General features: G+C 39.1%; 19 protein-coding genes and 1 other annotated feature. Of the genes, 4 read left to right on the top strand and 15 right to left on the bottom strand.

The genetic code is table 11. From position 1 onward, the window contains the following. Positions 1–126: 126 nt before the first annotated feature. The 10 genes from I6N95_RS27610 to I6N95_RS00205 form a co-directional block, all read right to left on the bottom strand. The gene (locus tag I6N95_RS27610; RefSeq protein ID WP_209524331.1) at positions 127–2,796 is read right to left on the bottom strand and encodes a MucBP domain-containing protein; all 2,670 of its coding nucleotides are present in this window, start codon (positions 2,794–2,796) and stop codon (positions 127–129) included. Positions 2,797–2,885: 89 nt separating this feature from the next. Further along, a complete protein-coding gene (locus I6N95_RS00245) occupies positions 2,886–3,983 on the bottom strand; it encodes a WxLIP family cell surface protein (RefSeq protein ID WP_209524330.1) in 1,098 nt (365 codons plus the stop codon). Between the two features lie 203 nt (positions 3,984–4,186). Beyond that, on the bottom strand, positions 4,187–4,978 hold the full coding sequence (locus I6N95_RS00240; protein WP_209524329.1) for a WxL domain-containing protein: 792 nt from the start codon (positions 4,976–4,978) through the stop codon (positions 4,187–4,189). 25 nt (positions 4,979–5,003) lie between these two features. Next, positions 5,004–5,807, bottom strand: a complete 804-nt coding sequence (locus I6N95_RS00235) for a WxL domain-containing protein (protein ID WP_209524328.1) — start codon at positions 5,805–5,807, stop codon at positions 5,004–5,006. 56 nt (positions 5,808–5,863) lie between these two features. Continuing rightward, positions 5,864–6,670 carry a WxL domain-containing protein gene (locus I6N95_RS00230; protein WP_209524327.1) on the bottom strand — a complete coding sequence of 269 codons (807 nt, stop codon included), beginning with the start codon at positions 6,668–6,670 and terminating at the stop codon, positions 5,864–5,866. Positions 6,671–6,689: 19 nt separating this feature from the next. After that, the gene (locus tag I6N95_RS00225; protein ID WP_209524326.1) at positions 6,690–7,487 is read right to left on the bottom strand and encodes a WxL domain-containing protein; all 798 of its coding nucleotides are present in this window, start codon (positions 7,485–7,487) and stop codon (positions 6,690–6,692) included. Positions 7,488–7,533: 46 nt separating this feature from the next. Continuing rightward, complete coding sequence (locus I6N95_RS00220) at positions 7,534–8,310, bottom strand: WxL domain-containing protein (RefSeq protein WP_209524325.1); 777 nt, start codon at positions 8,308–8,310, stop codon at positions 7,534–7,536. A 21-nt stretch (positions 8,311–8,331) separates the two neighbouring features. After that, the gene (locus I6N95_RS00215; protein WP_209524324.1) at positions 8,332–9,024 is read right to left on the bottom strand and encodes a WxL domain-containing protein; all 693 of its coding nucleotides are present in this window, start codon (positions 9,022–9,024) and stop codon (positions 8,332–8,334) included. After that, complete coding sequence (locus I6N95_RS00210) at positions 9,021–9,335, bottom strand: LPXTG cell wall anchor domain-containing protein (protein WP_209524323.1); 315 nt, start codon at positions 9,333–9,335, stop codon at positions 9,021–9,023. Before I6N95_RS00210 ends, I6N95_RS00215 begins: the two co-directional genes overlap by 4 nt. A gap of 139 nt (positions 9,336–9,474) precedes the next feature. Further along, positions 9,475–10,062 (bottom strand): recombinase family protein, encoded by a 588-nt coding sequence (locus tag I6N95_RS00205; protein ID WP_209524322.1) that lies wholly within the window; start codon positions 10,060–10,062, stop codon positions 9,475–9,477. A gap of 308 nt (positions 10,063–10,370) precedes the next feature. On the opposite strand from I6N95_RS00205, the gene I6N95_RS00200 reads away from it, so the two are divergent. The 3 genes from I6N95_RS00200 to I6N95_RS00190 all read left to right on the top strand — a co-directional run bounded on the left by I6N95_RS00200 (position 10,371) and on the right by I6N95_RS00190 (position 15,864). Then, positions 10,371–11,900, top strand: a complete 1,530-nt coding sequence (locus I6N95_RS00200) for a helix-turn-helix domain-containing protein (RefSeq protein WP_209524321.1) — start codon at positions 10,371–10,373, stop codon at positions 11,898–11,900. 524 nt (positions 11,901–12,424) lie between these two features. Next, a complete protein-coding gene (locus I6N95_RS00195; RefSeq protein ID WP_209524320.1) occupies positions 12,425–13,954 on the top strand; it encodes a helix-turn-helix domain-containing protein in 1,530 nt (509 codons plus the stop codon). Positions 13,955–14,421: 467 nt separating this feature from the next. Further along, entirely contained in the window at positions 14,422–15,864 is a 1,443-nt protein-coding gene (locus I6N95_RS00190) for an AcpB/EbpR/MafR family transcriptional regulator (protein ID WP_209524319.1), read from the top strand. Between the two features lie 84 nt (positions 15,865–15,948). Here the strand turns inward: I6N95_RS00190 and I6N95_RS00185 are convergent, their stop codons facing one another. After that, the gene (locus I6N95_RS00185; protein ID WP_209524318.1) at positions 15,949–16,977 is read right to left on the bottom strand and encodes a 3-deoxy-7-phosphoheptulonate synthase; all 1,029 of its coding nucleotides are present in this window, start codon (positions 16,975–16,977) and stop codon (positions 15,949–15,951) included. 117 nt (positions 16,978–17,094) lie between these two features. After that, positions 17,095–17,337 (bottom strand) — a binding site (T-box leader). A 109-nt stretch (positions 17,338–17,446) separates the two neighbouring features. Beyond that, on the bottom strand, positions 17,447–18,820 hold the full coding sequence (locus I6N95_RS00180) for a PTS sugar transporter subunit IIC (protein ID WP_209524317.1): 1,374 nt from the start codon (positions 18,818–18,820) through the stop codon (positions 17,447–17,449). A gap of 204 nt (positions 18,821–19,024) precedes the next feature. Here I6N95_RS00180 and I6N95_RS00175 point away from each other — a divergent pair, with 204 nt between their 5' ends. After that, positions 19,025–19,771 carry a MurR/RpiR family transcriptional regulator gene (locus I6N95_RS00175; protein ID WP_209524316.1) on the top strand — a complete coding sequence of 249 codons (747 nt, stop codon included), beginning with the start codon at positions 19,025–19,027 and terminating at the stop codon, positions 19,769–19,771. Between the two features lie 74 nt (positions 19,772–19,845). Here I6N95_RS00175 and celB read toward each other — a convergent pair whose 3' ends face one another. The 3 genes from celB to I6N95_RS00160 all read right to left on the bottom strand — a co-directional run bounded on the left by celB (position 19,846) and on the right by I6N95_RS00160 (position 24,192). Further along, positions 19,846–21,153 carry a PTS cellobiose transporter subunit IIC gene (gene celB, locus I6N95_RS00170; protein WP_209524315.1) on the bottom strand — a complete coding sequence of 436 codons (1,308 nt, stop codon included), beginning with the start codon at positions 21,151–21,153 and terminating at the stop codon, positions 19,846–19,848. 1,598 nt (positions 21,154–22,751) lie between these two features. Continuing rightward, positions 22,752–23,510 carry a hypothetical protein gene (locus I6N95_RS00165; RefSeq protein ID WP_209524314.1) on the bottom strand — a complete coding sequence of 253 codons (759 nt, stop codon included), beginning with the start codon at positions 23,508–23,510 and terminating at the stop codon, positions 22,752–22,754. A gap of 136 nt (positions 23,511–23,646) precedes the next feature. Beyond that, positions 23,647–24,192 (bottom strand): cysteine hydrolase family protein, encoded by a 546-nt coding sequence (locus tag I6N95_RS00160; RefSeq protein ID WP_209524313.1) that lies wholly within the window; start codon positions 24,190–24,192, stop codon positions 23,647–23,649. Positions 24,193–24,206: the final 14 nt, after the last annotated feature.

The raw sequence follows: 24,206 nt of genomic DNA, 5'->3' as shown, positions 1-24,206 counted from the left end.
TACTCAGACTGACTTTCAATTTTAACAAACAAAAATAAACAGTAAGCAATCCCCCATTGCCCACTGTTTATCTCTAAGATATTTCTTCCAATCCCTATTTCGTTCCTAACAAGTAGTTAACTAAAATTATAAACCATCCGTCAACTGCCATGATAATGTCCCCTCATAAGGTACATCTTTTAAATTGCCAGGTTGTTGTTCAAGATATAATCCCTTGTCATTAGAACCTGACCAGGTCAGGTTTTCACGTCCCAAACTCTTTGTACCTTGCTTTCTCACGACTTGTCGTATCGTTGATAAAGTCATGTCTGTTCCACCTTGATTAAACTTCAACTCGCCTTTGAGCAATTGGTTGGACGCAGTTTGCATTGGTTTTGTCACACTTAATTCTAACTCCCACGACTGTGAGCTACTATCCCGGGTATCCAAAATGCCAACTTCAATTGGTGTACTTGGATAAAGAGTCTGTTTCCCAAACGAAATTAGTTTATTAGTTTGACCAAAGCTGACTTCTTTTGGTACATTTTCCAAACTTAGTTTACCTTCGTAAAAATAAACAACCTCAAAATTAGCATTTGGAACATCACCTGTGTTTCCAGTAACAGAGACATAATCATAACCATCAAACGTTTTCTTATAAGAATCAGAATGACTAGTAATAAGCTCGCCAATTGTCACGGTTTTAGTCTCTTGAGCAACAGGTGTCTTTGTCGCTAAATCAGTAACACTCGTCGTTGTATTCGCTATAAAATATTTAACTGTCATCGTAACTGTTTGTGGCATTGATTGATACTTAACTACGATATTTTGGTCAGTTTCGCCATATGTGACGTTATAAGTTGTTTTTGCGCCAGCTAACGTGCCACCAGTGACCGAAGTAATCTGATATAGTGGTAGTAGGCTAGGCACGTCATAGGTGTGTGTTGAACCAATAATTTGTGTGTCCGTTGTTTTGGTGCCAGCTGGCATTGTCAACACATTGTCATTTTCATCCACATATGAAATATTGATTTTACTGGTCTTAGGAATTTCTTTATAAGTCAACACAACATTCTGATCCACAGCTGTATACATCCCTGTTAGACTAGGAGCCGCAGAAACGAAGCTGTAATCCGGTGATAAATCCGTCTTCGGAATATCGAAGCCTTCACCAACAATTCCTGTCAATCTCGTCGGAGCATTTTTACTTGCATCTGGTGTAAAAGTTGCGCCGGTCTCATCTTTATAGGTAATATTAACCGCTGTTTTAATATTCAGAGTTAAAGTGACCGTTGGCGATGTCTTGCGATCAGAATTGTAAAAGCGAACTGCAATTGTGTTAGCTCCCACTTTTAATTGACTCTTGATTAGTGGAATAGAAAATGGCTGCTCTGCCCCAACGCTAGGACTGGTTTGAGTTCCAGCTGACATCTCAGTTCCCCCGTTAATTTTATAATAAAGGGTTCCACTCTTCACCTCATCATCTCGCCAAATCCCTGTTACGTTATACGTTGTGTCCGCTGGTTCCATCGTATCTTGGTCTTTATCAAGGACGACTCTCGGATCAGTGCTCGCTGAATCAATCCCCATTGTCCAAGCAAATCCCGTTGTCTGACCAGGGTTTAATGTCATTGGTTGATTTTTAAAGTGAACCCCTGAATCAATCCCTGTAATAATTGTCGATCCAGCTGCCCCATTATTATTCTCTTGGCCAAGTGATGTTGGCAACGTGTAACCTGTATAAGTTGCATTAAAAAATCGCGAGCCATTTTGAGAATCTGATGCTGGTGTCGAATTACTGGTGTCAAAAAAATTCCACTCTTTCGCTGACCAGTTTTGTGGTGCTCGCCCAATCCCAAGATCTCTATCTGATGTTAAATAAGTTAAGCGATAAAAATCACCAATAAACTGAGAACTAATAGGGTTAGCCGAATAACCTAAGTTATTGATATAAAACCCGCGGTTATTCCCTACATAATAAATCGGCACATTATCTTCTCCAGCAAGCTGAGTATCTTCAGAATAACCTAGCATAAAATTGGATTCAGCAGTATCTGACAGATTTGTCACATCTTGATCCACTCGAATTTTCCCAACTTTTTGAGGAGTCATTGTCGTTTCTATCAGCAACTTGGGATTATAACCTGTATAAAAATACGTCGCTTCATAAACCAGTTTTACTGATGTTAAACCTTCAATTGTTTTTCGATAGACTTTTGCTTTTTGCGGATCCCCTTTAACAACACTACGGGTATTCCCTTGAGCAACAATCAATCCTTGTTGTGTATGAAACGTAGAGGATTTTATGTAAAGATGGTTAATAGTTTTTTCAAATTTAGTACCATTTGCCCTTGTAGCCTGGTAGACATAATCGATACTTGGGATTCGTAAAAATTGATTGGCCGTTGTTGTCGGCAATGCAATTCCCTTGAAGCTCGGCGGACCAAAATAATAACGCAATAAGCCTCCTTTTGAATCCCCTGGAATCTCAACGTCAAAAGCTGTATTGCTGGTCATGGTAGTCCAGCCATCAGCTAATAATTCAGTATGACGATCTGCCATTGAGGTAGCAGCAAATAATGCTGGCGGACCTAAAAGAGAACTTAAGTTTTTTGCACCATCATTAACACCTTTAGAATCTGACACCTCAGTTTCATCCGCTTCTTCTAAGTCAACCGTAGCCTCTTCAGCTGAGGAAATTATCTCTTCAGCAACTAATAATGTCATTGGTTTCAAATTTATCACGTAGCCTCCAACTAGCATTGTTAATACTCCTAAAACAAGGCCAATACTAAGACTCTTTCTATGTTTCTTCACACGCTTGCTCCTTTCTCAGGAATCAATAACCACTGCCTGAGTCATATTTTTATTCAGACAGTGGAGGTGCTACACATTCAACTGACTGTCTATCTCTTACTTGATTTACGTTTGCGTTTTTTGGCAACTCTCAAAGCTTCTTGTTTTTTCTTATTGCGCACCATCACCACGGTGATAATCCCTGCCACTAAAACAGCTGCCGATATGCCGCCAATGATGATGTATCCCAAGTAGTCCTTTTCTAGTTCGACAGCTGAGGCATCATTTAATGCTTTCGCTTCTGCCGCTGACACATGAAATTCTTTTTCCAAATTCCACGTTTGTTTTTCGCCGTCTTTACTATCTTTTGGGTCACTTGTTGCGGTGATCTTCATCACATAGTCACCAGTCACATAAGGTTTATTACCCAACCCAATTCCAAAATCAAAACTGGAGTTAGGCGCCATGCGATACCCTTCCTTTTTTGTTTCAAAGAGAACTGTATCACTGCCCTTTTTGTAAACCTTCCCTTCAATCGCAACCTCTTCCATAACAGCTGATGTTGGATTTTGTAAAGTTGCTTTGGTCGTATTGGTTCCCATCACAGCACTAGCATATACTCGATCTAGCAACATGTCCGTCATCACTGAATTTTCATTCTCCCGTAAGACAACCCCAATGGCATAACTCATTTCATTTTCAATCTTCATGCCACCTGACTTTTTTTCAGACTCTTCCGACTCTTGTTTTTTAGACTTAACATTAATACCGCCTAAAATCATGCCGTCATACTCAACTACTGGCATCTCGATTTTAATTTTGGTAATCACGTCACTTTTAGCGGGAATGGTCACTTCTTTTGGTGTTGATGCGATTTTGTTAAAAGGGTACAACAAACTTGCATCGATGTCCTTATCAGGTAAGTTATAATCGATCAAGCCATTATCATTGGTCGTAGCAGCCGTTAAGGTGACTTCTGCCACCGTCTCCACCTCAGAGGAATTGAAAAGTTGTAGCTCAATTTCTTGAGTAGCGCCTGCTTTCATCATCAAATTATAGTAAGACACACTTTTGTCAAATTGATTTTCCGGTAAGATTGCTTTGACCGAGAGAGGGGTGCTATCAGCAAATGCTATCCCACTCACACCTAACCCGATACTTAAAAATAAGATGATACTCATAATGAGTTTAATTAATTTGTTGTTCATTTTTCCACGTCCTTAATAAATTTATGCCAACTAAACAGTTGAACAAAACAGTCAGCCCAGTAGTCATTTATATCTCATGTAAACCTCTGGAAAAAGGAAAAGTCACCCTATTACTTTCAATCTATTTCCACAATCTTACGGCTGTGATCACACATGTACTGAGTTAATTAGCGCTAAGTCTAATTAACTCAGACACCATATTTTTACGGTGCTTCTGTGATCGTCCATGTTAATGTTGCTGTGTATGTTTCGTCTTTTGCTTTTTCATCCGTCCCAATCACGTTCAATTGCGCTCCTGGATTGTACTTTTTGCCATCTTTTTCAACACTTCCAGCAGAAGCCGCCGTCCCTGTATAGGCATCGTTAAAGACAAGTGATGTTTTTGAGCTGTCCGTATTTTTATTGGCCAATGTTTCTAATAATGTAATGGAACTACCATCATTTTTAAGGGCGGTTCCTTTGGTAAAGCCACCAACTGTGGTGGCCACTGTCGCTGCATCCATCCGTGTATTGAAGACTTGGCCTTCTTGCAACACGATGTGAGTATTGGCTAAAGGTACATTGTCAGCCGGATTACTTGGTAAGAACTGTGAGGCTTTAACACTGACTTTCCAGCCTGCTTTAATTCCACGAACATCTTCCACTTGTACAAAGTGTGAGATATCTTGTTTGTCAGCATTACCTGGTAAATTGTATTTTTCTAATAACGCATTCGCTAAAAAGGTATCAGACTTGATGTCAACCGTCGTGAAGTCAAAATCTGGAATATGCGTTAAACGCAATGGACCAGTTGTTTGCTTGTCTGTCTCTGTTTCGATAATTTCGCCTTCAGTGTCAGGTTTTGTCACAACCCCGGTACTATCTGTATCTTGTGTCTTAAATTTTACCGATCCATTTGTGTCTGCTGAACCACCAGCTGCGGCTGCATTCAAAGCACCTGCTGATAGCAAAATACTACCTAATGCTAATGTTGTCATTAATTTTGTTGTTTTCATCCTAGATTTCCCCGTTCATTGTTTATTATAATGCGTCTGATAATGTCCATTTTAGTGTTGATTTGTATTCAGCATTTTCAATCGGCGCTTGGCCTGCTTCTTTGATAAATGTCACACCACTTGTGGTTGACTCAGTGTAAGTTTTATCTTTCTGGTAACCATCATAGAAAACATTTGAAGCTTGGAAGCCATTTGTGCTCTTGTTTAAAGCCGTTCCTAACACTTTTGTGCTTGTTGCATTATCTGTAATGATTTCAGCATTAGCTGCTTGACCTGTGACAAAAGTGCCAGCTTCTGCTGACGTTTTATAATCCATTGTCAATGTGCTTTGTTTTAAGATGATTTTACAGTTAGCTAACACATCTGTCCCACCAGCAACATCTGCGGTAAATGGCGTGGCCTTTACTGTCAGCTCCCATTTCGCTGCTGCCCCATCTAAACCACGCTCATCTGTTACTTGAACAAATGGTGCAATGTTTTCTTTTGTTGCGCTGCCTTCTTTGTTATATTCTAATAATTTAACCGGCATTTCCGTTCTAGCAGCACTAATCCCTTCTTTTGTCCCAAATTTGAAATTGGGTACAAACTGAATGCGCAATAAGCCTTTCCCCGAGTTCCCTTCACCAGGTAATTCGATTACGCCTGGAATTTGACCTGTTTCATCTGGTTGGTTAATCGTCCCAGTTTTATTTTGATCTGTATCTTTGATAAATTTAACAGAACCTTCTGTAGCAAGATCTTCATTGTTAAGAACAGGTGCTGCTAAAGCCGTGGGTGCAACTAATAGTGCCACGGCACATAAACTAAATAATCCAGTCATTTTTTTCATCGTATTTTCCCCTTTTAATTGCGCTTGTCTGTCGAGACAGACAAGCTGTTATTTTTTTATAAACTATCTGTTAGTGTCCATGTAATTGTTGATTTGTAATTAACACTGGCACGAGCTGATTCGCCGGCTGGCTTCACAAATTTGACGCCAGCTGTATCACCTGTTGCATATGTACCAGCTTCTGAATAGCCATTATGGAAAACGTTGGAAACTTGCTTACCATTGGTGTCCCCTGTTGAACGTAAGACAACAACCGTTGATCCGTCTGTTGGAATCGCTGTTCCAGCGACTTGTCCTGCTGCCAAGGCACCAGCATTTGCGGTTGTTCCTTTAGTTGTCGTCAACGTGCTACCATCTAATGAGATATGAGCCCCTGTTAAGATGTGACCGCCTGAGACAGGATTGCCTGAAGCATCTGATTCTTGGAAAGTCGTTGCTTTAGCGCTTAATGTCCATCTAATAGCAGTGTTACCAGTGTTGTTTGTCACTTGAACAAACGGGGCAATTTTCTTGCCACTAGCTGAGCCATCAGCTAGTTTATAATCAATAACTTGAACATTTTGGACTTGGGCATCTGATGTAAAACCCGCTTTCGTTCCAAATTCAAAGTTAGGTACAAATTGAATTCTCAATGGCCCTGTCCCAGCTGTTCCTTTACCATCTAAATCAATGACTTCTTCTTTTGAGCCATCTAAATCATTTTCATTCGGTTTAACAATCTTCCCTGTTTCTGAGGGATCGCCATCTGTAAAAGTAATTGACCCTTTCGTATCCAACGGCAAGCCAACATTTGCGGCTAAAGCTGATGGGCCAACGACTAGCGCTAAGGCACATAAACTAACTAATCCTGTTACTTTTTTCATCCTATTACATCCTCCTTGATTAAATACCATCTGTTAATGTCCACGTAATGATTGAGGTATACTCTTTCGCTTGACCAGAGTCTCCCACTACGGGAATATCTTTGTTTGTCTTAGTTAAGGTCACTTGTTGGTTCTTATCTGTCGCTAAGTAATCCCGTGTTTTATCATAGCCATTATCTAAAACGATTGAGGTACGTGACCCATCTGTTGTTGAGGCCGCATCGTCCGTTTTCGTTTGCATCACTAGTTTAGATTGACCAGCGTCCGTTGGGATTTCCAACACACCAGTATCGCCAAATGTCCTAACTTTACTACTGATTTCTGTTGTGTCATACACATCATTTGATAATTTTGCTTGTTTTAACGAGATTTTGGCGTAAGGTAACTCATCGTACGCCCCTGCTACTTCAGTCGTTTTAAAGGTGGAAGCTGACACTGTTAATTTCCAGCCTTGTTTTTTCCCACGGACATCCGTCACTTGGATAAATTGAGGCATGTAGTGATCGCCAGGTTTAGCCGCATCTTCAAAGGTATATTTCTGCAAGATCGGATTGAAGACTTGTTGTCCTACTTCAATTTCATTTGTGCCAAAATTAAAATCTGGCACAAATTGGATCCGTAAATCACCTGATGTTTGTTTGCCACCTTCAGGCTCAATAATTTCGCCTGGTACTTCTGGCTTGGCAATTTGACCATCCTTATCCGTGCTTGTGGTAAACTTAACTGTACCTGTTGTTGTGGCGTCATCTGCCAAAGCAGTCGTCCCAACCATTAGTAGAGCACCACAAAACATCATCCCACTTACTGTTTTTTTCATCCTATTTCCTCCTATAATGCAACTCATTGGTTAGCTAGCAAAACGCTTATAATCCTTGCTCCAACGTCCAAACAAGGCTAGCTGTGTACTCTTCTCCTGCATATACGGCTTGACCTTCAGGAACCGTTAACTTAACAGCAGCGTTTCTAATTGTATCGTCACTGCCTTTAACGGTATTACCTGTTACCGAATTCCCATAAACAACTTGCCAGGTGTTATACCCTTTGCCGGCCTCTGCTTTAAGAACTTCTGCTGTTGGCGCATCTTTGCCAACAATCACTGTGCCGTTGGCTACTGGTGCTTTATCAACTTGTCCGTCCATACCATTCAACCCACGTAAGGCAGCACTGCTTAACGTAATTGTTCCGTCAATATTGCCTTTCGCTGATCTAAAGACACCATCGCTGGACACCTTGACAGCCCATCCTTTGAATTCGCCACTTTCGTCTGCGACTTCAACATAGCTAGCCTTTTCTTTGACTGTCCCACTTTCAAGGTCTTTCACTTTCTCGAACTGAGCAAAATAATCTGCCTGCTTTGCTGAGATTTCATTGACGCCAAAAGAGATGGTTGGAATGTGATTAATTCGTAAAGCCCCGCCAGGATAGACAACTGGTTTTTCTGTATCTGGTTCAGTTGGATCAACTGGTTTTGGCTCTTTATCTTCTGGGTCCACTGGGTTGACAGGTGTATTAACGCCTGCTTTAAATTCAACTTTCGCATCACCATTAACACTTTGATTAGCTGCTGAGCTAACGCTCGGCGCGACAACTGCGGATAAAGCTAATGCGCAAAGTACTGTTGTTGTATTGATCTTTTTCAAGTATTTCAACTCCCTTTTCTTTTAAAGAACATCTTCTAATAACCACGTTAGGGTAGTAAAGTATTTTCCGCCCTCTTTTGGTTGGTTTTTTGGAACAACCAATTTAACTCCTTGTGTTACATCACTTTCAGATCCAAGATAAACATTCCAAGTCCCCATCCCTTTTCCTGCTGTTGTAGTTAAAATCGTTTGTTTACTGCCATCTTCTGCTAAATCCTTAACCACTGATTCCATGACCAGTTCCTCTTGACCATGTTGAGCTTTAACAGAAACTGCTGAAACGGATAAAGTAGCGCCTGCTAAGCTTGTTCCTTTTTCATTCAGCAATGGTCCATTTTGGCGAACACTCAGGACCCAACCAGTACCAGTCCCTCTTAAATCAGTGACCTGAACAAAATTTGGACTCTGACGAGTCTCGCCTGTCTCCTTTTGGGTAAACAGATCCATATCGGCATGAAATATCCGGTCATTATTCGTAATGGTTTGTTTCCCAAAACTAATACTTGAGGCATAATTAATGCTCAGTGGACCGGCAGTTGGTGGATAAACAGGGATAATTTCTTTATCGTCCCCCGGGTCAACAGGTTGAATGACATTAGAATTAGCTTTAAACGTAGTATCTGCGTTGCCGCCAACATCTTGACCCAAGGCTGTTACAGGTGAAATGGCGACCGCGGTGGTCATCACACATCTGATGATGGTTGCTTGCTTCATTCTTTTTCCCCTTTCATCCGAGTGCCAACAACGCAACTAACGCTAATCAGCAGCAAGCCACCAATACTGAGTATGCTGCGATTTGCTACTTCTCCCGTTTGTGGCAAAGTCACCACTTTTTTAGAGGGCCCCACTACTTTTTTTGTTGGTTCTTTGGTAGGTGGATCTTCGACTTTCTGAACTGGTACATCTTCAAATTCAATTCCCACATCAACGGTCATTTCACTTGCCATGCTCGTAGATGCAGGAGCCAAAAGAAGCCAACAGCATAAAAACAGCTGAACAATAGTGAACTTCTTTTTTAAATTCATTCTTTTCCTCCTTTATTAAAGGCTCAATATCCTTTGGTAGTTATACACGCTCCATTCTTTCCATTTTCTTGCATTATAGAATCGATGACAGTTTGCCATCGCAATCTAACAATCTGAGGCTTCTGAAATAAGCCACTACTTACCGAACACCAAACTCTTCTTTTTCTGACACAATCGTGTTTAATTCTTCGTTTTGAGTCACATACTTATAGACAGAGCCGACTGACACATCACACTCACTGGCAATTTGGCGGATCGACTTTTTATGTTGCTTCCGCAAATAAATAATTTCATCAATCACTTTTTGAGCCAAACTCGGTCGCCCACCAACAATCCCATTTTCCCTAGCTTTGGCCATACGCTTCAATGTTAATTGTTTGGCAACCACCTTCTCCATCTGAACAAGATCTAACATGATTCGAAAATAATTCGAGCTGCTCGATTCACTTGTATCAATACCTTCATTCACAATGATCAAACGAATGTTTAACTCATGTAATTTAAGAAACAGTTCTTCAAGTTGTCGCAAGGTCTGTTCAAATACTGACAGACTCGTAATGACAAGTGAATCACCTTTTTCTAAACTTTCATACAGAACTTGAAACTCAACTGAAGTATTATCGTCATCAATGAAGATATTCGCTACTTCATATTGAGAAATGGTGTTAACTTGTTCAATTATTTTCGTCATCTCGCTCGTTTTTTTAATGTAACCGTAACTTGCCATCCTCTCACATCCTCTATTTAACTTATTGTAAAGAGCAGAGTACCATGTTGTTAGCGCCTCTCTCCATAAACAAGTATAGGTTATCTGAACACCTCCGCTTACTTTCTTTCGGAATGTCTCTCCCAAATGAACAACATTTAAAATGGGGGATTTCACCCAAATTTGAATAATGAGCAACTGCCAGTTAAGATACTTAACTTCGCCAATTCATTTTTCTTGCCAAAATAAATAAAAAAATATAAGCTTGCCTCAACACTCATTTTTAGTTAATTTAACAGCCATTATATAAGTAGAAAGGGGAATATCCCATGCTATTAAGCTTTTTGAAAAAAAATGAAATTACTAAACTAAAACTACTTTCAATCCTGTTCGTTAATGAAAAGATTAGCGGAAGAGAGTTAGAGGAATTATTACAGACTCCTCCCACAACCACCAGCCGAATGATCACAACTCTAAAAGAAGATCTACTGACTGTTTTTGATAATCACATAGAAATTAATGAAAAAAATCAGTATTTTTACTTAGCTAAAATTTCTGATATTTCTCGAACTGAAGCGGCCAACAAGCTTTACTACCACTATTTAGTTGAATCCCTTGACTATCAGATCTTCAAACATGTCATCTTTACAAATAATATTCACATCTTAACACTTTGTTCAGATATCAATATTTCTCAAAGTTATTGTTATTCAAAAATCAAAAAAATTAATTCTTATTTGAAAACATTTCAACTAAAAATCGTAAGCGAGGCCTTTAACATTTCAATCCAAGGCCCTGAGACACATATTATCTTTTTCATTTTTCTAATTCATGACATGATTCACAATATGGAGAATCAACCTTGGGATAATCACGAAAAGAAAATTGCTTTAACTAAAGACAATGTGACCTATGAACAAGTCAACAGAATCCCTGTTACCCATTTGGACACCTTTAGTTCTTTTATGGAAACCTATGAGCAACGAAAAACATATCTGGATACTATTCAAATCAACCGCGATGACATTCAAGCAATCTATCAGCTAGTCATTGCTGAAAATGATTTTTTTGCCAACAATTATGATTCGGCAACTACTAACGACGATGCCGTTTTGTATTATAACTTGTTTATGCGTTCTATTATTCCTAACATCGATTCTTACGAACAACGAGTAGCCATTGGTAAAAACTTTGTTGGGCTTACAAATAATGTGATTGTTGATAATGCAGTGGCAACTGTTAATAAAATAGTCGACACGATTTTTTCAGAAGTGATTTCCCATGAAGATGAACATTACTATGAAATGATCTATTTAGTTTCTCTTTATACCTCTTATATTGATATTCTTGGAATTGATTTTAAATCACGAGTAAAGCAACCCATTAAAGAGCATATTCTCGATTTTGTTCAACATCAACCAGCTCCACTGGAAATTGAGATTACCAAATTAGTCACTCAGTCTAGCCAAGTCTATCCAAACTGGAAGAGGAAAACTCAACAAGACTACATCAAAATTATTTCTAAAGTCCTTTACAGCATGGTTTATTCTTACCAACAACCAACCTACAATATCATGATTGATACTTTTTGCTTTTTATTAGGAGAATACTCCATTCAAAAACAAATTATGTCTTACTTTTCAACTAACCATATTAACTTTGTCGAAGATTACAGTCAGGTTGATTTGTTGATTACTGATCGGTCTGTTTCATACGGCAATCAGACGCCTGTCTTTTTCCTTTACGATATCCACTGTACAACCTCTTGGGAAAACTTACTGACAACTATCGTGCGCCAAACTCACCGGAAAAATCTTAACGAATTAAGTGACAGTGCCAAACTTTTTAATTTAACGTAAAAAACCAACAGAAATCCGTGAATGGATTTCTGTTGGTTTTTCCGTTTTGTTCAAATAGAAACAAGTATCTTTAGTGATGCCTCTCCTATCTTGGGACTCTTCCATCAAAAAAGAAAAACTTCATGTATTTTCATTCTTCCTTCAAAAGTTCTATTTCTTAATGAATAAACAAGCCTAAGATCGTTCAATAATTCCTCCCCATAAATTTACTAAAACAATAAATAAAAAGAAATTACAGCTCTTATTTCACATAGATTAAACCGCCAACATACAACTATTAATCACCATACTTTTTTAGGTAATTGAACATCTCAACTTCCTTAATTTCGAAAATACCTCCTCGAATGAACAGCCTCACTTTTGGGGTTATTTAACCAAAAAGGAATAACGGATGAGATAATTACCTGATACAATAACTCCAAAGTCAACTCTTACTGACTCACCAAAGTCAAAACAATTACTTGTTTATTCACAATGGTGGTAATAGTTAAATAACACTTTTGTTGAGAAAGAAGGAATTAGCTATGTTGCTAAGTTTTTTAAAGAAAAATGAAATCACTAAATTGAAACTGCTCTCTATCTTTTTTGCTAACGACAAAGTGATCGCAAAAGAACTAGAAGCGTTGTTGCAAACACCTCCCACAACTACGAGTCGAATGCTCGTCACCTTGAAAGATGACTTGCAACAATTATTTGATGGGCAAATTCTTATTAAAGAAAAAAATCAGTTTTTCTTTTTAGAAAAAGAAGATGATATCTCGCAAGCGATAACCACTAATAAACTTTACTATAGCTATTTGGTAAAGTCGATTGAATATCAAATTTTTAGAGCCATTATTTTCGAAAACCATGTCAATATGCTAAGTCTTTGCGCACAAATCAATATTTCTCAAAGCTATTGTTATTCAAGAATCAAAAAAATTAACGACTACTTAGCTCCGTTTAAACTGAAAATTGTCAGTGAAAACTTTATTATTTCCATTACTGGACCAGAGACCCATCGAATCTTTTTTACTTGCCAAATTCGCGATTTAATTCGCAATTTAGAGCAGCATCCTCGGAACAATCCTCAGAAACAATCGGCTGCTCTCAATGACCGTTTTCATTTTGACCATATTGACAAAATTCCTTCAGTTCATTTAGATGTCTTTCATTCATTTATTGAGACCTATGAACAACGAAAAAACTACCTTGATGCAATCATTGTGAAGCGGAAGGATATCAAAGATATTTACAATCTGATCATTGTTGAAAATAATGTTTTCGACCAAACAGGTTCGCTCGAAACCACCAAAGATGATGCAGTTCAGTTTTACAACCTCTTTATCCGATCCTTAATTCCAAACATCGATACTTATGATCAACGAGTGCGAATTGGAGAAGCTCTCTACCGTTTAAAAGGAAATATCATCGTTGACCACGCGGTTCAGTTAACCAATGAGATTATCAATCAGATTTTTTCCGATGTTTTAGCTCGCTACGACGAACAATACTTTGAGTTGATTTACTTGATCAGCTTGTACGGTGCTTATATGGATATTTTCGGAATTGATTTTAAATCTCGAGTTAAGCAATCGATTCACTTAGAACTCATCGGATTTGGTCCTCATGTGCCAGCTCCTTTAGAAACAAGAATTAGAGCCCTTGTGACTGCATCTAGCCAAGTGTACCCTAGTTGGAAAGAAGAAACGAAAGAAGATTATGTCCAACTGGTGACAAAAGTCTTATACAGTTTGGTTTATTCTTATCAACAACCTACTTACAACATTATGATTGATACCTTTAGCTACTTAATTGGTGAATATTCGATTCAAAAACAAATTCTCAATTATTTCTCCACTAGCCATATTAATTTTGTTGATGACTACAGCAAAGTAGATTTATTGATTACCGATCGTTTTATCTCCTATGGTAATAAAACGCCAGTTTTCTTTTTCTCAGACATTCATTCCATCGCTTCTTGGGAAAAATTACTGACGATGATCGTTCAGCAGACGCACAGAAAACTCGTCCGTCAAGTGAACTTGGATGGGAAACAATTTAAGTTGGCATGATTTGAACATAAAACAAGCATCATTATCAACACGCCTTCTTTCTTCCACATCTAAAGGACTATAGCAAAATTCAGCTTTGAATTTTACTATAGTCCTTTACCATATCTGACTTTTTTTCGAAAATTCGTTTCGGTTTAGTCAGAAATATAAATCAAATAATAGAGATAAACTGTAAGTCAACTTTTTATGCATTATCATCAACTTTCTGAACAAATCCTTCGTTCATTAACGCCTACCTACTAAAAATCAGAGGAAATGTCATTCTTTTTTGAAACCTAATAATGGGATTTCCTGTATAATAAAGCATATCAGTACACTCCTAAGCGACTTTCATTTATCAAATAATCAGAAATGAGAGTTGCTCGCTTTATCTGAATCAGGTTTAGCTTTTATCCCAGCAATGTTACTAACCTGTTCATTAACAACGATTCAACTACTAAAAAACGAAAATAATGGAGGCATTTCTCATGAAACAACTACTAGGCAAACAAGGTTTAAGAATGCTAGATATGATAACCTATCTTTACCATCGAGAATGGGTAACCTTGGAACAACTGAGCGCTGTCACAAAATTTACCGAGCGAACACTGAGAGAAGACATAAAATATCTAAACACGATTCTAACGCCGATTACCATTGAGTCATCAAAAAAATCAGGCATCCGTTTAACTGTTCCAACCAATTATTCGTTAAATTTTATCTATACGACATTACTTTCAAATAGCATCGAATTCACTGTTCTGGAAGCTACATTTTTTCAATCATATAAGACAATTGATGATTTGGCCGTTGCCTTACATTCTGATACAAGCATTGTCACCAAAGCCATAAAAAAAATCAATAAAGCCGTCGACCACTACCATTTTCAGATCAGCCCTAATTCCATAAAGTTAGTCGGAGACGAACAGGCGATCACTGTTTTTATTAAGAGCTATCTCTTAAAAAAATACGACAAGAATATGCCACTTGACAAAGACCTGATTGAGTCTATTCACCACGCTATCACACGACTTTTTCATAAACGAGGTGCTACAATTACGCCGATTAATCGAAATTTACTCATTCTATACATGGCTATTAGGATTCGGCGCCTTAAACTAGACCAGACAAACAGGTATTTACGTCAGATTGACGCCCCGCAACCGCCTGCTATTAGTGAGTTTAACCAAGAGCTTTCAACACTCGCGGAAATAAACGATGTTTATGATTTCTATTCTGATATCTTTCACCCAGGCGATGACCAGTATATTTGTTTTTCTATTGACGAACTTTATGAGAAGGCTGCCCAATCACCAGCACTTAACCAAAAAATTAGTAGCTACACCAACCTACTGACTTCCATCGAAAAAGAATTAAACTTTTCATTTAATTCAAAGGATGCGGCACTCTTCCGACTACATTATATCTCTTTACAAGAGGCCTATCACATCCCAATTATTGGCAATAAAACGGATCTCTTACTTAACCATGTCAAACTTATTATTCCGTACGTCTATCTGGTTGTCTCTAATATTGTCGAATCTTTTTCAGAAGAACTGCAAATTGATACCACCGCTCTCCTTTATTATGTTTTTAGTTCAAGCCCTGACTTTTTTACCATCGCTCGAACCAAACAACCTAAACTAAAAGTAGCTTTATACGGTCAATATCATAATTTGACCACCATCAATAACTTGAACATTCTGACCGCAACTTTTGAACATCAATTTGATATCACTTTTCTTGAAAGCACCTTTGAAGATCTTCGTGAAGAGATCAACCGAGACTATGACTTACTTATTACCGAAATTAACAACATCGACATTGAAATTGACAATTTCTGTATGCCCTTTGACATCTCTTCCACAGAGATCGCTTCACTCCAACAGTACTATTTTAACGCCATGAGTAAAATTGCTTCAATAAAATAAGCAACAAGCCCTGAAAGTAAAAACCTTTCAGGGCTTATTGCTAACTTTTTACTATTACGGATGTAGCATAAATCAAAGCACGCACTAGGCGTTTTCTGCAATATACATCACTAAAGCTTCAGTATCTTCCCAGCTTAAACAAGGGTCCGTAATCGATTGGCCAAACACTTGACCATCGGCTTCCTGACGACCACCTTCAAGAAAACTTTCAATCATGAAACCGCGGACCCAGTTCTTCATATCTGCGTTCCAACGACGATTTTCCAACGTTTCTTTGACAATACGGACTTGTTCCTGATGCTGCTTACCTGAGTTATCATGATTGGTATCCACCATAATAAATGGGTTGTTAAAGTTACCCTCTTTGTAAAAATTGACAACTTTTAACAAATCTTCATAATGATAATTCGGGATGATCTCACCGCACTCATTTAAGCCACCACGGAGAACCACATGTGCTAAAGGATTTGAACTTGATTCGACTTCTGTTCCATTAAAAATAAATTCCTGTTTTTGTTGGGCCGCATACAAAGAGTTAAACAATACTTTCAAATTACCGCTCGTCGGGTTTTTCATTCCTGTAGGTTGATCGATGCCACTGGCGACAAACCGGTGTTGTTGGTCTTCAACAGAGCGCGCTCCCACTGCGATATAACTGACTAGGTCATTAACAAACTCCAAATTTTCCGGGTATAGCATTTCGTCGGCCGTTGTCAGACCGGTCTCACTGATCACTCGATTATGAAGGCTGCGAACAGCGGTAATCCCTTTAATTAAATTGCTTTCGCCTTCTGGATGTTGTTGATGCAATAAGCCTTTGTAGCCATCACCATTGGTTCTCGGTTTATTCGTATACACCCGCGGAACCATAAATACTTTATCCGCCACTTTTTCCTGAAGCTTGGCTAACCGATGCACATACTCCATCACGGCTTCCTCTTCATGGGCAGAACACGGACCGATCACTAATAAAATCCGTTGATCCTTCCCTTCGATAATTCCTTTTAATTCTTCGTCACGAGCCGCTTTTTTAGCAACTTGCTCTGGGGTTAATTTTGAAAGCGAATTGATTCCTTCATAATCGATTGGCTTGCTTAATTGTTTAAAACTCATCTGCCTAACTTCCCTTCATTTTTTCATCTGTAAACAATCGCTTGATTTTCTTGAACCTCATATCATCAGCTATTCTATCTCTAAAACAACTAAAAAAGCCTCGCTCTTTTCATTGCTGAAAAGGACGAGACCGTATGATCCGTGTTACCACCTTAGTTTATAGTTAACTTCCATTAACTACCTTAATAGGTACCTGTTGATACCTTGGCATGATAACGGCAGCACTGTACCCGTCGCAGCCTACTTAATTCGGTGCGAAGTTCAAAGAGGAATTCAGATAGGTCTGTTGATGCGCCTCTCAGCTACCGGCTACTTTCTGTTTAACAGAATTATCTTACTAGTTCTTATCAAGACTTTTATTGTTTATTAGATGTAATTGTATGCAATATTTCCCCACTTGTCAATGACAAAAATCAATAAAAGGATGATTATTAGTGTTTTTTTTGATTTAATTAGAAATAATGACTCACTATCCCTCTAATTCAACCTTATTAGCAGCAAAAACAAAGGGAGTCCAAATTAGAAAGCCTACTAACAAATTAACAATCGACAAGATAATTGAATGCCAATCGCCACCTGTCGCTAAAAAGCCATTGATAATCGGTGGCATTACCCAGATAACGCTCACCACGACAGGCCTCACCAAATCAGTCATTGTCGCGAAATAAGTAATACCTGCTGTCACACAAGGAACCAGTATCACAGGAATCATATAGAGCGGGTTTAACACAATTGGCATGCCAAACATCACAGGCTCATTAATGTTAAACAACCCTGGTGCCAAACTCAGTTTAGCAACAGTCAGTGAATCCGCTCGCTTAGAAAAAGCTAAAATAGCACAAACTAACATCAAGGTCGCCCCAGAGCCTCCTGGCCAAACAAAAGCTTGAAAGGTGCCAGATACCCATTTATAAGGAATTTCCAATCCTTTTTGAAAGGCGTTCATATTTTGGTTCATGGCATTTCCCCAAATGGTTGATAAAACTGGCGCCATGACATTATCCCCATGAATGCCAAAGAACCACAATAAATGAATCAAAAACACGATTAATAGGACAGAACCAAACCCTTGAGAAAGGTGTAATAAAGGCTGTTGTATGGTGGTAGTAATCCAATCAATCATCGGCAAGCCAGTCGCCTTTGAAAAAGCAAAGTTGATAATGCCACAAGTATACAAAGCCACGCAGGCAGGAATAATCGCCGCAAAGGCCTTGGAAACTGCCGGTGGCACTGAGTCAGGCATTTTAATAATCAAATTAGCCTGCATTAACTTAGAAAAAATAATCACTGAAACAAAGCCAAAAATAATCGCTGTAAACAGACCTGAACCACCCATATGAGCATCGAAATTAAAGAATCCCCAGGCTTTGGCCACAATCGTGGTCCCATCAGTCACGCTACCACCAGCTTCCTCAATTAACCCAATGACATTAGCTGGTAATTTTTCTGACAGTGTTAAATTAGTGGTGGCACTTTGAGTTAAGCCCATGATAAAGGCCGCAATCGACACAACCGCTCCAGAAAGAGGGGCAACGTTGTAAGCTTTTGCCAAGTTATAGCCTAAGCTAATAGAGAAAATAACTGCTACAATCGCGAGACTCCCCGCCCAAATATACCCATTAACACTGATGACTGGCGCCATGTTTTCAACAAAACCTGTCCATCCCCAGTTCGTAGGAAAATCCCGTAAAAACGCATTCAATAGCACGGCAATCGAGCCTGCCATCGTGGCTGGCATCGTCCCAATAAAACCATCTCTTAAAGCAACTAAATGTTTCTCATTTCCTATTTTTGACGCGATTGGAATAATATGTCGCTCCAACCAATTCATTAACCCTTGCATAATCATCCTCCGTTATTCATTTAGTGTAAAGCGCTTCACTTGAATCATTATAATGTTTATCATTAAAATAACATAGTGGTTCAAGCTCGTAAGAAATTAATTCCTATTGAAAGGTAGCTGTTACCTTTACGTAACGACTCGTTACATGTTAAACTTTACTAGAATACAAGGGGTGTTCCTCACCCTAATATTGGAGGCAAAAAGATGTTATTTTTAGATGAAATGGTGGAATTAAACGATACCGAAATGGATATTTATAACTATATTACCAGTAATATAGACAAAGTGATTTATATGCGCATTAGAGATTTAGCTGATGAAGTTCATTACAGCACTACAACAATTTTACGCTTTTGTCGCAAATTTGATTGTCACGGCTTTTCTGAATTTCGGATTAAATTGCGCCTGTTTCGTAAAGATCAGCAGTTAATTCACATTGACCGCACAGATGAAACAACTTACATCGATTTTCTAACCCGCACAGCTCAGCCAGAGTTTCAGGCAGCGATTCAAGCGGTCTGTGATATTTTAGAAGAATCGGAGCTGACCGTCTTTATTGGCGTTGGTGCTTCAAAAATCATGGCACAGTATGGGTCCCTATATTTTTCTTCCCTATTTTTAATGTCGATTCACATTGATGATTTAGCCAATCATCCCCTGTACTATATGTCTGACCAAGTCTCTAAAAAACTCTGTTTGTTTATCGTGTCTGTCGACGGTGAAAACAAAGAAATCATCAAAAACATTCACCAACTAAAACTGCATAACGCCAAGATTGTCTCCATTACGAACAGTGCTAAGTCAACCATCGCCAAACTATCTGACGCAAATATTCCTTACTATATCAATAAAGAGCAGTACCAAGATGCCAATATCACCTCACAACTTCCCGCTCTCTATACGATTGAAATGGTAGGCAAAGAAATGCGTAAATTGTTGAATTTAAAATAAATATAACCAGAAGAGGGTGTTTCCCTCCTCTGGTTATTTTGCTTCATTAAAAGAAAAAAGCTACCTTCTACTTATTAGCTATCTTCTATTACTTGTCCCTCACCAGACGTAGTCGTTTCCTGTTCGTAAGCTTGTTTATCCAATATCCGGAAAAACGGAAAATAAATCAAACTACTAACACCAATGTTAAAGAGCTGTAACACTGCGCCACGCCATCCCGACAAGAGCAAGCCAGAAAAGATTGGCGGCGTTGTCCAAGGTATATTCGTGCCATTGGGATAAGGAACCAAACCTGTTGCCATAGCCACATAAGAAATAGTTGCCATTACCAATGGCGTCAAGATAAAGGCCGGCATCATCAACGGATTAAGCACCATGGGAATCCCAAATGTTAAAGGCTCATTGATATTAAAAATCCCTGGCGCAAAAGATAAGCGACCCAAGGTTTTAAACTGAGCCGACTTAGCAAATAAAGCACAGAGAACCGCCAAGCCAATCGTTGCACCAGCTCCTCCTAGTTTGATGTAATTACTATAAAACTGAGTGTTGATGATGTTTGGCAACGCCTGACCTTGAGCAAACGCCTCGGCATTTTCCATTGTCAATGACAGCCAAATCGGCGTCATCACAGATCCCATAATATTGGAACCGTGGATCCCGAAACTCCACAACAACATTTCAAACAGGAGCACCACCCACAAGGCTGGTAAACTGCCACCTAGAGATAAAAGTGGTTTTTGCAATATCTGAAAAATGAATTGATGCGCCGTTTCAAAACTGGTAAAACTAAAACCAATGCGAATAAAATTAAAAATGACAATAACAAAAAAGGCTGGTATCAAGGCACTAAAAGACATCGAAACGTTCGCTGGTACAGATTCAGGCATCTTAATCACCCAGCCACGACCAGTCACCCAACGGAAGATTTCAACTCCCAAAACCGCCGCAATCATCCCGATAAAAAGACCACTAGCACTAAGATTAACCATGGGAATCCCCGCTGCCCCTTCTTCATTAACCAAAGTTGGCGTCAGTATCAAAAAACCAACCAGAGCAATGATGGTTCCAGATAGATCATCCAATTGATAGTGCTTAGACAATTGACGGGCAATGCCTATGATAACAAATAATGTCATAATATTCATGGACATTTCGTAAGGCACCATAAAATAGGTCGTCCATGACTCACCCAACAGTGACATCATAAATTCGGCATAACCCGGCACCGGTAAATTAGCAAGTAATAAAAAAATTGAGCCGATAATCAAAATTGGCATAGCGCCAAAAAAACCTGATTTTATCGCCGTTAAATAGCGGTTACTGTCAAGTTTATAAGCAATTGGCACCATTTTCTCTTGTAATACGTCAAGCAGTTTATTCATCTTTTATCTCCTTTCAAAAAAATCAGAAACAACCATATGACTTCTTCAACATCATCCTCTAAGAGTGGCGAGATATAATCTGACACTCAAAAATAAGCCTATAACAGGCGAAGAGGACCCGCTTAAAATGACTAGCGACATGACTATAAATAAGCGTTGTAAGGCTTGAATAATCGTATTTGTTCAAAGCTTGTAACATCTGTGCCAAGTACCTTCCAGCATAGCTGATACTTTGTCACAAATCTGTCTTCTCCTTTGATAACTGACGAAAGTGACCAGAACAACATAGACGTAAGATAAGCTTAGCTGACTAGTAAAAGGCAGGCAACTTGCTGGGAAATGCACTGCCTGCCTCAACGCAACAACGAATTTAAAGCTAATCCTTTAAGCCAAAGAGCTTACCGACATCATCAACAAGGAAAAGGCCTGATCCAGCAGATAGCGAGGAGTTGAAAGGTCATTGCCTACTCTCGCGAAAAGTAACTAATGCCGCCATTACCTTCCACTCCCCCTATCCGAAAGCCCAACGACGACGCTCTAACCAACCATTGGCAAATCAAAAAACGGCATCAGACTCACTGTCCAATGCCGTTTTACAATAGCGGTTAGAGTTATCACTCTCTAGCAGGATCACTTCTTTTACTGATACGCAAATAAGCATTAGCCCCTTCTAAAAAATCCAAAAAAGTTCTAGAAAAAAGCGCTTAAATTAGGTACAATAAACACAGCTAGTGATTTACTGCTAGCTATTGGCAACTTGATTTGACAGTTCTGGCTGTTTCATCGAGGCTCCGTTTTCGTGACGACCAATCACAAAGCGGAGTGCCATAAAATTTAGTTAATTGTCGTCGTTGTGACTTCACCGCCATTGTATAGGGATTGGTAAGCGGTGTCAACACTTTTTTTATAAAATAACAAGAAAATATAAGCGACTCTATTCATCAAAGGTGCCTTCTATTTAAACAACTCATGGCGACTCTATCAAAACCAGCAGTTTATGCCGATTTGATTTTGACATATTTTGGGTTAAATCTTGAATCTCCTTAAGATTAGTAACTTCTTTGGCTATTAACCGTTCATCCTTTACCTTAACTACACGATAGGTCATATCGCTTTTCGAGAGTTTAACCTTTTTCAAATCGTTGCTCGATTTATCATATATATAGCTCCTATTAAATAATGGCAATCAATCGTTAAACTTCCAGCTAAAAAGAAGCTGAAAGCACCACTCTCTGCTCGTCATTATGTTGATAATCCAATGGAACTATATGTTCCGATTATTTTACGGGATGTATATAGTTCAAATTCTTCAACATAACATGTAATAATCCCTTTACCCGTAGTGGTAATTTTAAAAGCCTAAAAAGACATTGTCAGAGTTTGGACTGTGGAAAACAGCCAAGCCTTAGAATGTCTCTAACCTATAAAGAGATAGAATTTAAATCTTCGCGACACTAGTGTTCCATAATCTAAAAAAACTGGCAAAAACACCTTAATTTGAGGACAATGAAGAGGCTAAGGCTTGCTTTAGCCTATTGGCAACTTGATTAGTCAACGTCTTGATCTGCTAGTCAAGGCTACAAAATGAAGTTCCTACTTCAGACCACAATGACCCCACTCAACCAGTCTTTATCGGCTAAATAAGCTGTTAAATCCAACACATAACGTTTTCCCCACGAAGCAATCAAAAGATACTCCCGCTCCTCTAGTTGGTAATACCCTGTAACAGTAACCCAGTGAGCACTCATAAGTGTTACTCCTCCCTCACACTCTCTAGGCGGAAACTCAGGACCCAAAAATGGCACAGAATGGGTTTCAACTTCCGACTGTCGCCCCAAAAAACGAAGCCCTTTGGGAAACATCTCTGACGTCGGCCCAATCATCAGGGGAACAGGTCGATTACGTCTCAGTTGTTGTTGAATTATCTGGCTAAGTTTCCCAGCCCCCTTTACTGAATAAAAGCGACTTTGCCGGTGCTGAAAAAAACGATTAAAACCTCGACGCAATTGCCACCCTTGAATTCCCAGAACAAAGTTCCCGACAGTTTGATAGTTAGCTGGCTTAAACAGTGGATTGCGCCAAGGCTGAAGATAACGAAAGAATAGTGATTCAACAAACAAGCTATAAGTTGACATAGTCAACTTACTTGAATCAACCAAAGATGGTAACGGTTGGGAGAGCTCTTGCTGACCTGCCAAATATAACAAGCTATCCGCCATGGCAATCAACCCACAGCCTCCTAGTCGAATCAGATCGCCATTGCTGAACACATCATCACGAAACCACTCCTGATCGCCCCCATAAGACCCTTCAATAGTGGGATAATTTCCTGTTAAATATACCCTTTGATCACCCAATCTCATCCCTCCTCTATTGAGCATAGTATAACATCCTTTGATCAACTAACGGTATTGAAACTCACTAAAAAACCTGAAGAAAATTTGTTCTTCAGGTTTTACTTAAAATTAACATAAAAGCTTGCAGGCAACCATCCTAGACAATGACTGCCCCTAACGTATTCTTAAAATGATTCAAAGCCCAGGCATGCCCTTGACTGTCAAAACTTTGCACCGCCTGCTCATGAATGACGATTTGATACCCTGAATTATAAGCATCAACAGCCGTGTGCAAGACACAAATATCGGTACAAACACCTGTTAAGTGCACTTCGGTAATCCCTCGCTCACGCAGTCGAATATCCAGATCCGTGCCACTAAAAGCCGAATAGTGGCGCTTATCGAACCAGTAAACCGTCTCTTTATGCTGATGTGCTTCATAGACAGAGGCCAAACTACCGTATAGACGACGACCGCTCGTCCCAATCACGTTATGAGGAGGAAACAGTTTATTTTCCGGGTGATATTGATCACTTGGATCATGGGCATCAATGGCAAAGGCCACAAAATCGCCATTTTCAATAAACCTTTTGGTCACTTCAACCAGAGCTGTTTCGATCCCCTGTCCCGCTTCGCCAGTTGTCAAAGCGCCATCCGTCGCCACAAAGTCTTCTGTATAATCAATTGACAATAATGCTTTCATCCTGAACCATCCTC

The organism is Vagococcus allomyrinae, assembly GCF_017829975.1.
GTDB classification, from domain to species: domain Bacteria; phylum Bacillota; class Bacilli; order Lactobacillales; family Vagococcaceae; genus Vagococcus_D; species Vagococcus_D allomyrinae.
The sequence above is the reverse complement of the archived record's forward strand: the minus strand, read 5'-3'. Positions and strand labels throughout refer to the sequence as shown.

Excerpts from the sequence above, each read along its gene's own strand:
- I6N95_RS00245 (WP_209524330.1), bottom strand. The coding sequence starts at position 3,983 with ATGAACAACAAATTAATTAAACTCATTATGAGTATCATCTTATTTTTA.
- I6N95_RS00240 (WP_209524329.1), bottom strand. The coding sequence starts at position 4,978 with ATGAAAACAACAAAATTAATGACAACATTAGCATTAGGTAGTATTTTG.
- I6N95_RS00235 (WP_209524328.1), bottom strand. The coding sequence starts at position 5,807 with ATGAAAAAAATGACTGGATTATTTAGTTTATGTGCCGTGGCACTATTA.
- I6N95_RS00230 (WP_209524327.1), bottom strand. The coding sequence starts at position 6,670 with ATGAAAAAAGTAACAGGATTAGTTAGTTTATGTGCCTTAGCGCTAGTC.
- I6N95_RS00225 (WP_209524326.1), bottom strand. The coding sequence starts at position 7,487 with ATGAAAAAAACAGTAAGTGGGATGATGTTTTGTGGTGCTCTACTAATG.
- I6N95_RS00215 (WP_209524324.1), bottom strand. The coding sequence starts at position 9,024 with ATGAAGCAAGCAACCATCATCAGATGTGTGATGACCACCGCGGTCGCC.
- I6N95_RS00210 (WP_209524323.1), bottom strand. The coding sequence starts at position 9,335 with ATGAATTTAAAAAAGAAGTTCACTATTGTTCAGCTGTTTTTATGCTGT.
- I6N95_RS00205 (WP_209524322.1), bottom strand. The coding sequence starts at position 10,062 with ATGGCAAGTTACGGTTACATTAAAAAAACGAGCGAGATGACGAAAATA.
- I6N95_RS00200 (WP_209524321.1), top strand. The coding sequence starts at position 10,371 with ATGCTATTAAGCTTTTTGAAAAAAAATGAAATTACTAAACTAAAACTA.
- I6N95_RS00195 (WP_209524320.1), top strand. The coding sequence starts at position 12,425 with ATGTTGCTAAGTTTTTTAAAGAAAAATGAAATCACTAAATTGAAACTG.
- I6N95_RS00190 (WP_209524319.1), top strand. The coding sequence starts at position 14,422 with ATGAAACAACTACTAGGCAAACAAGGTTTAAGAATGCTAGATATGATA.
- I6N95_RS00185 (WP_209524318.1), bottom strand. The coding sequence starts at position 16,977 with ATGAGTTTTAAACAATTAAGCAAGCCAATCGATTATGAAGGAATCAAT.
- I6N95_RS00180 (WP_209524317.1), bottom strand. The coding sequence starts at position 18,820 with ATGCAAGGGTTAATGAATTGGTTGGAGCGACATATTATTCCAATCGCG.
- I6N95_RS00175 (WP_209524316.1), top strand. The coding sequence starts at position 19,025 with ATGTTATTTTTAGATGAAATGGTGGAATTAAACGATACCGAAATGGAT.
- celB (WP_209524315.1), bottom strand. The coding sequence starts at position 21,153 with ATGAATAAACTGCTTGACGTATTACAAGAGAAAATGGTGCCAATTGCT.
- I6N95_RS00160 (WP_209524313.1), bottom strand. The coding sequence starts at position 24,192 with ATGAAAGCATTATTGTCAATTGATTATACAGAAGACTTTGTGGCGACG.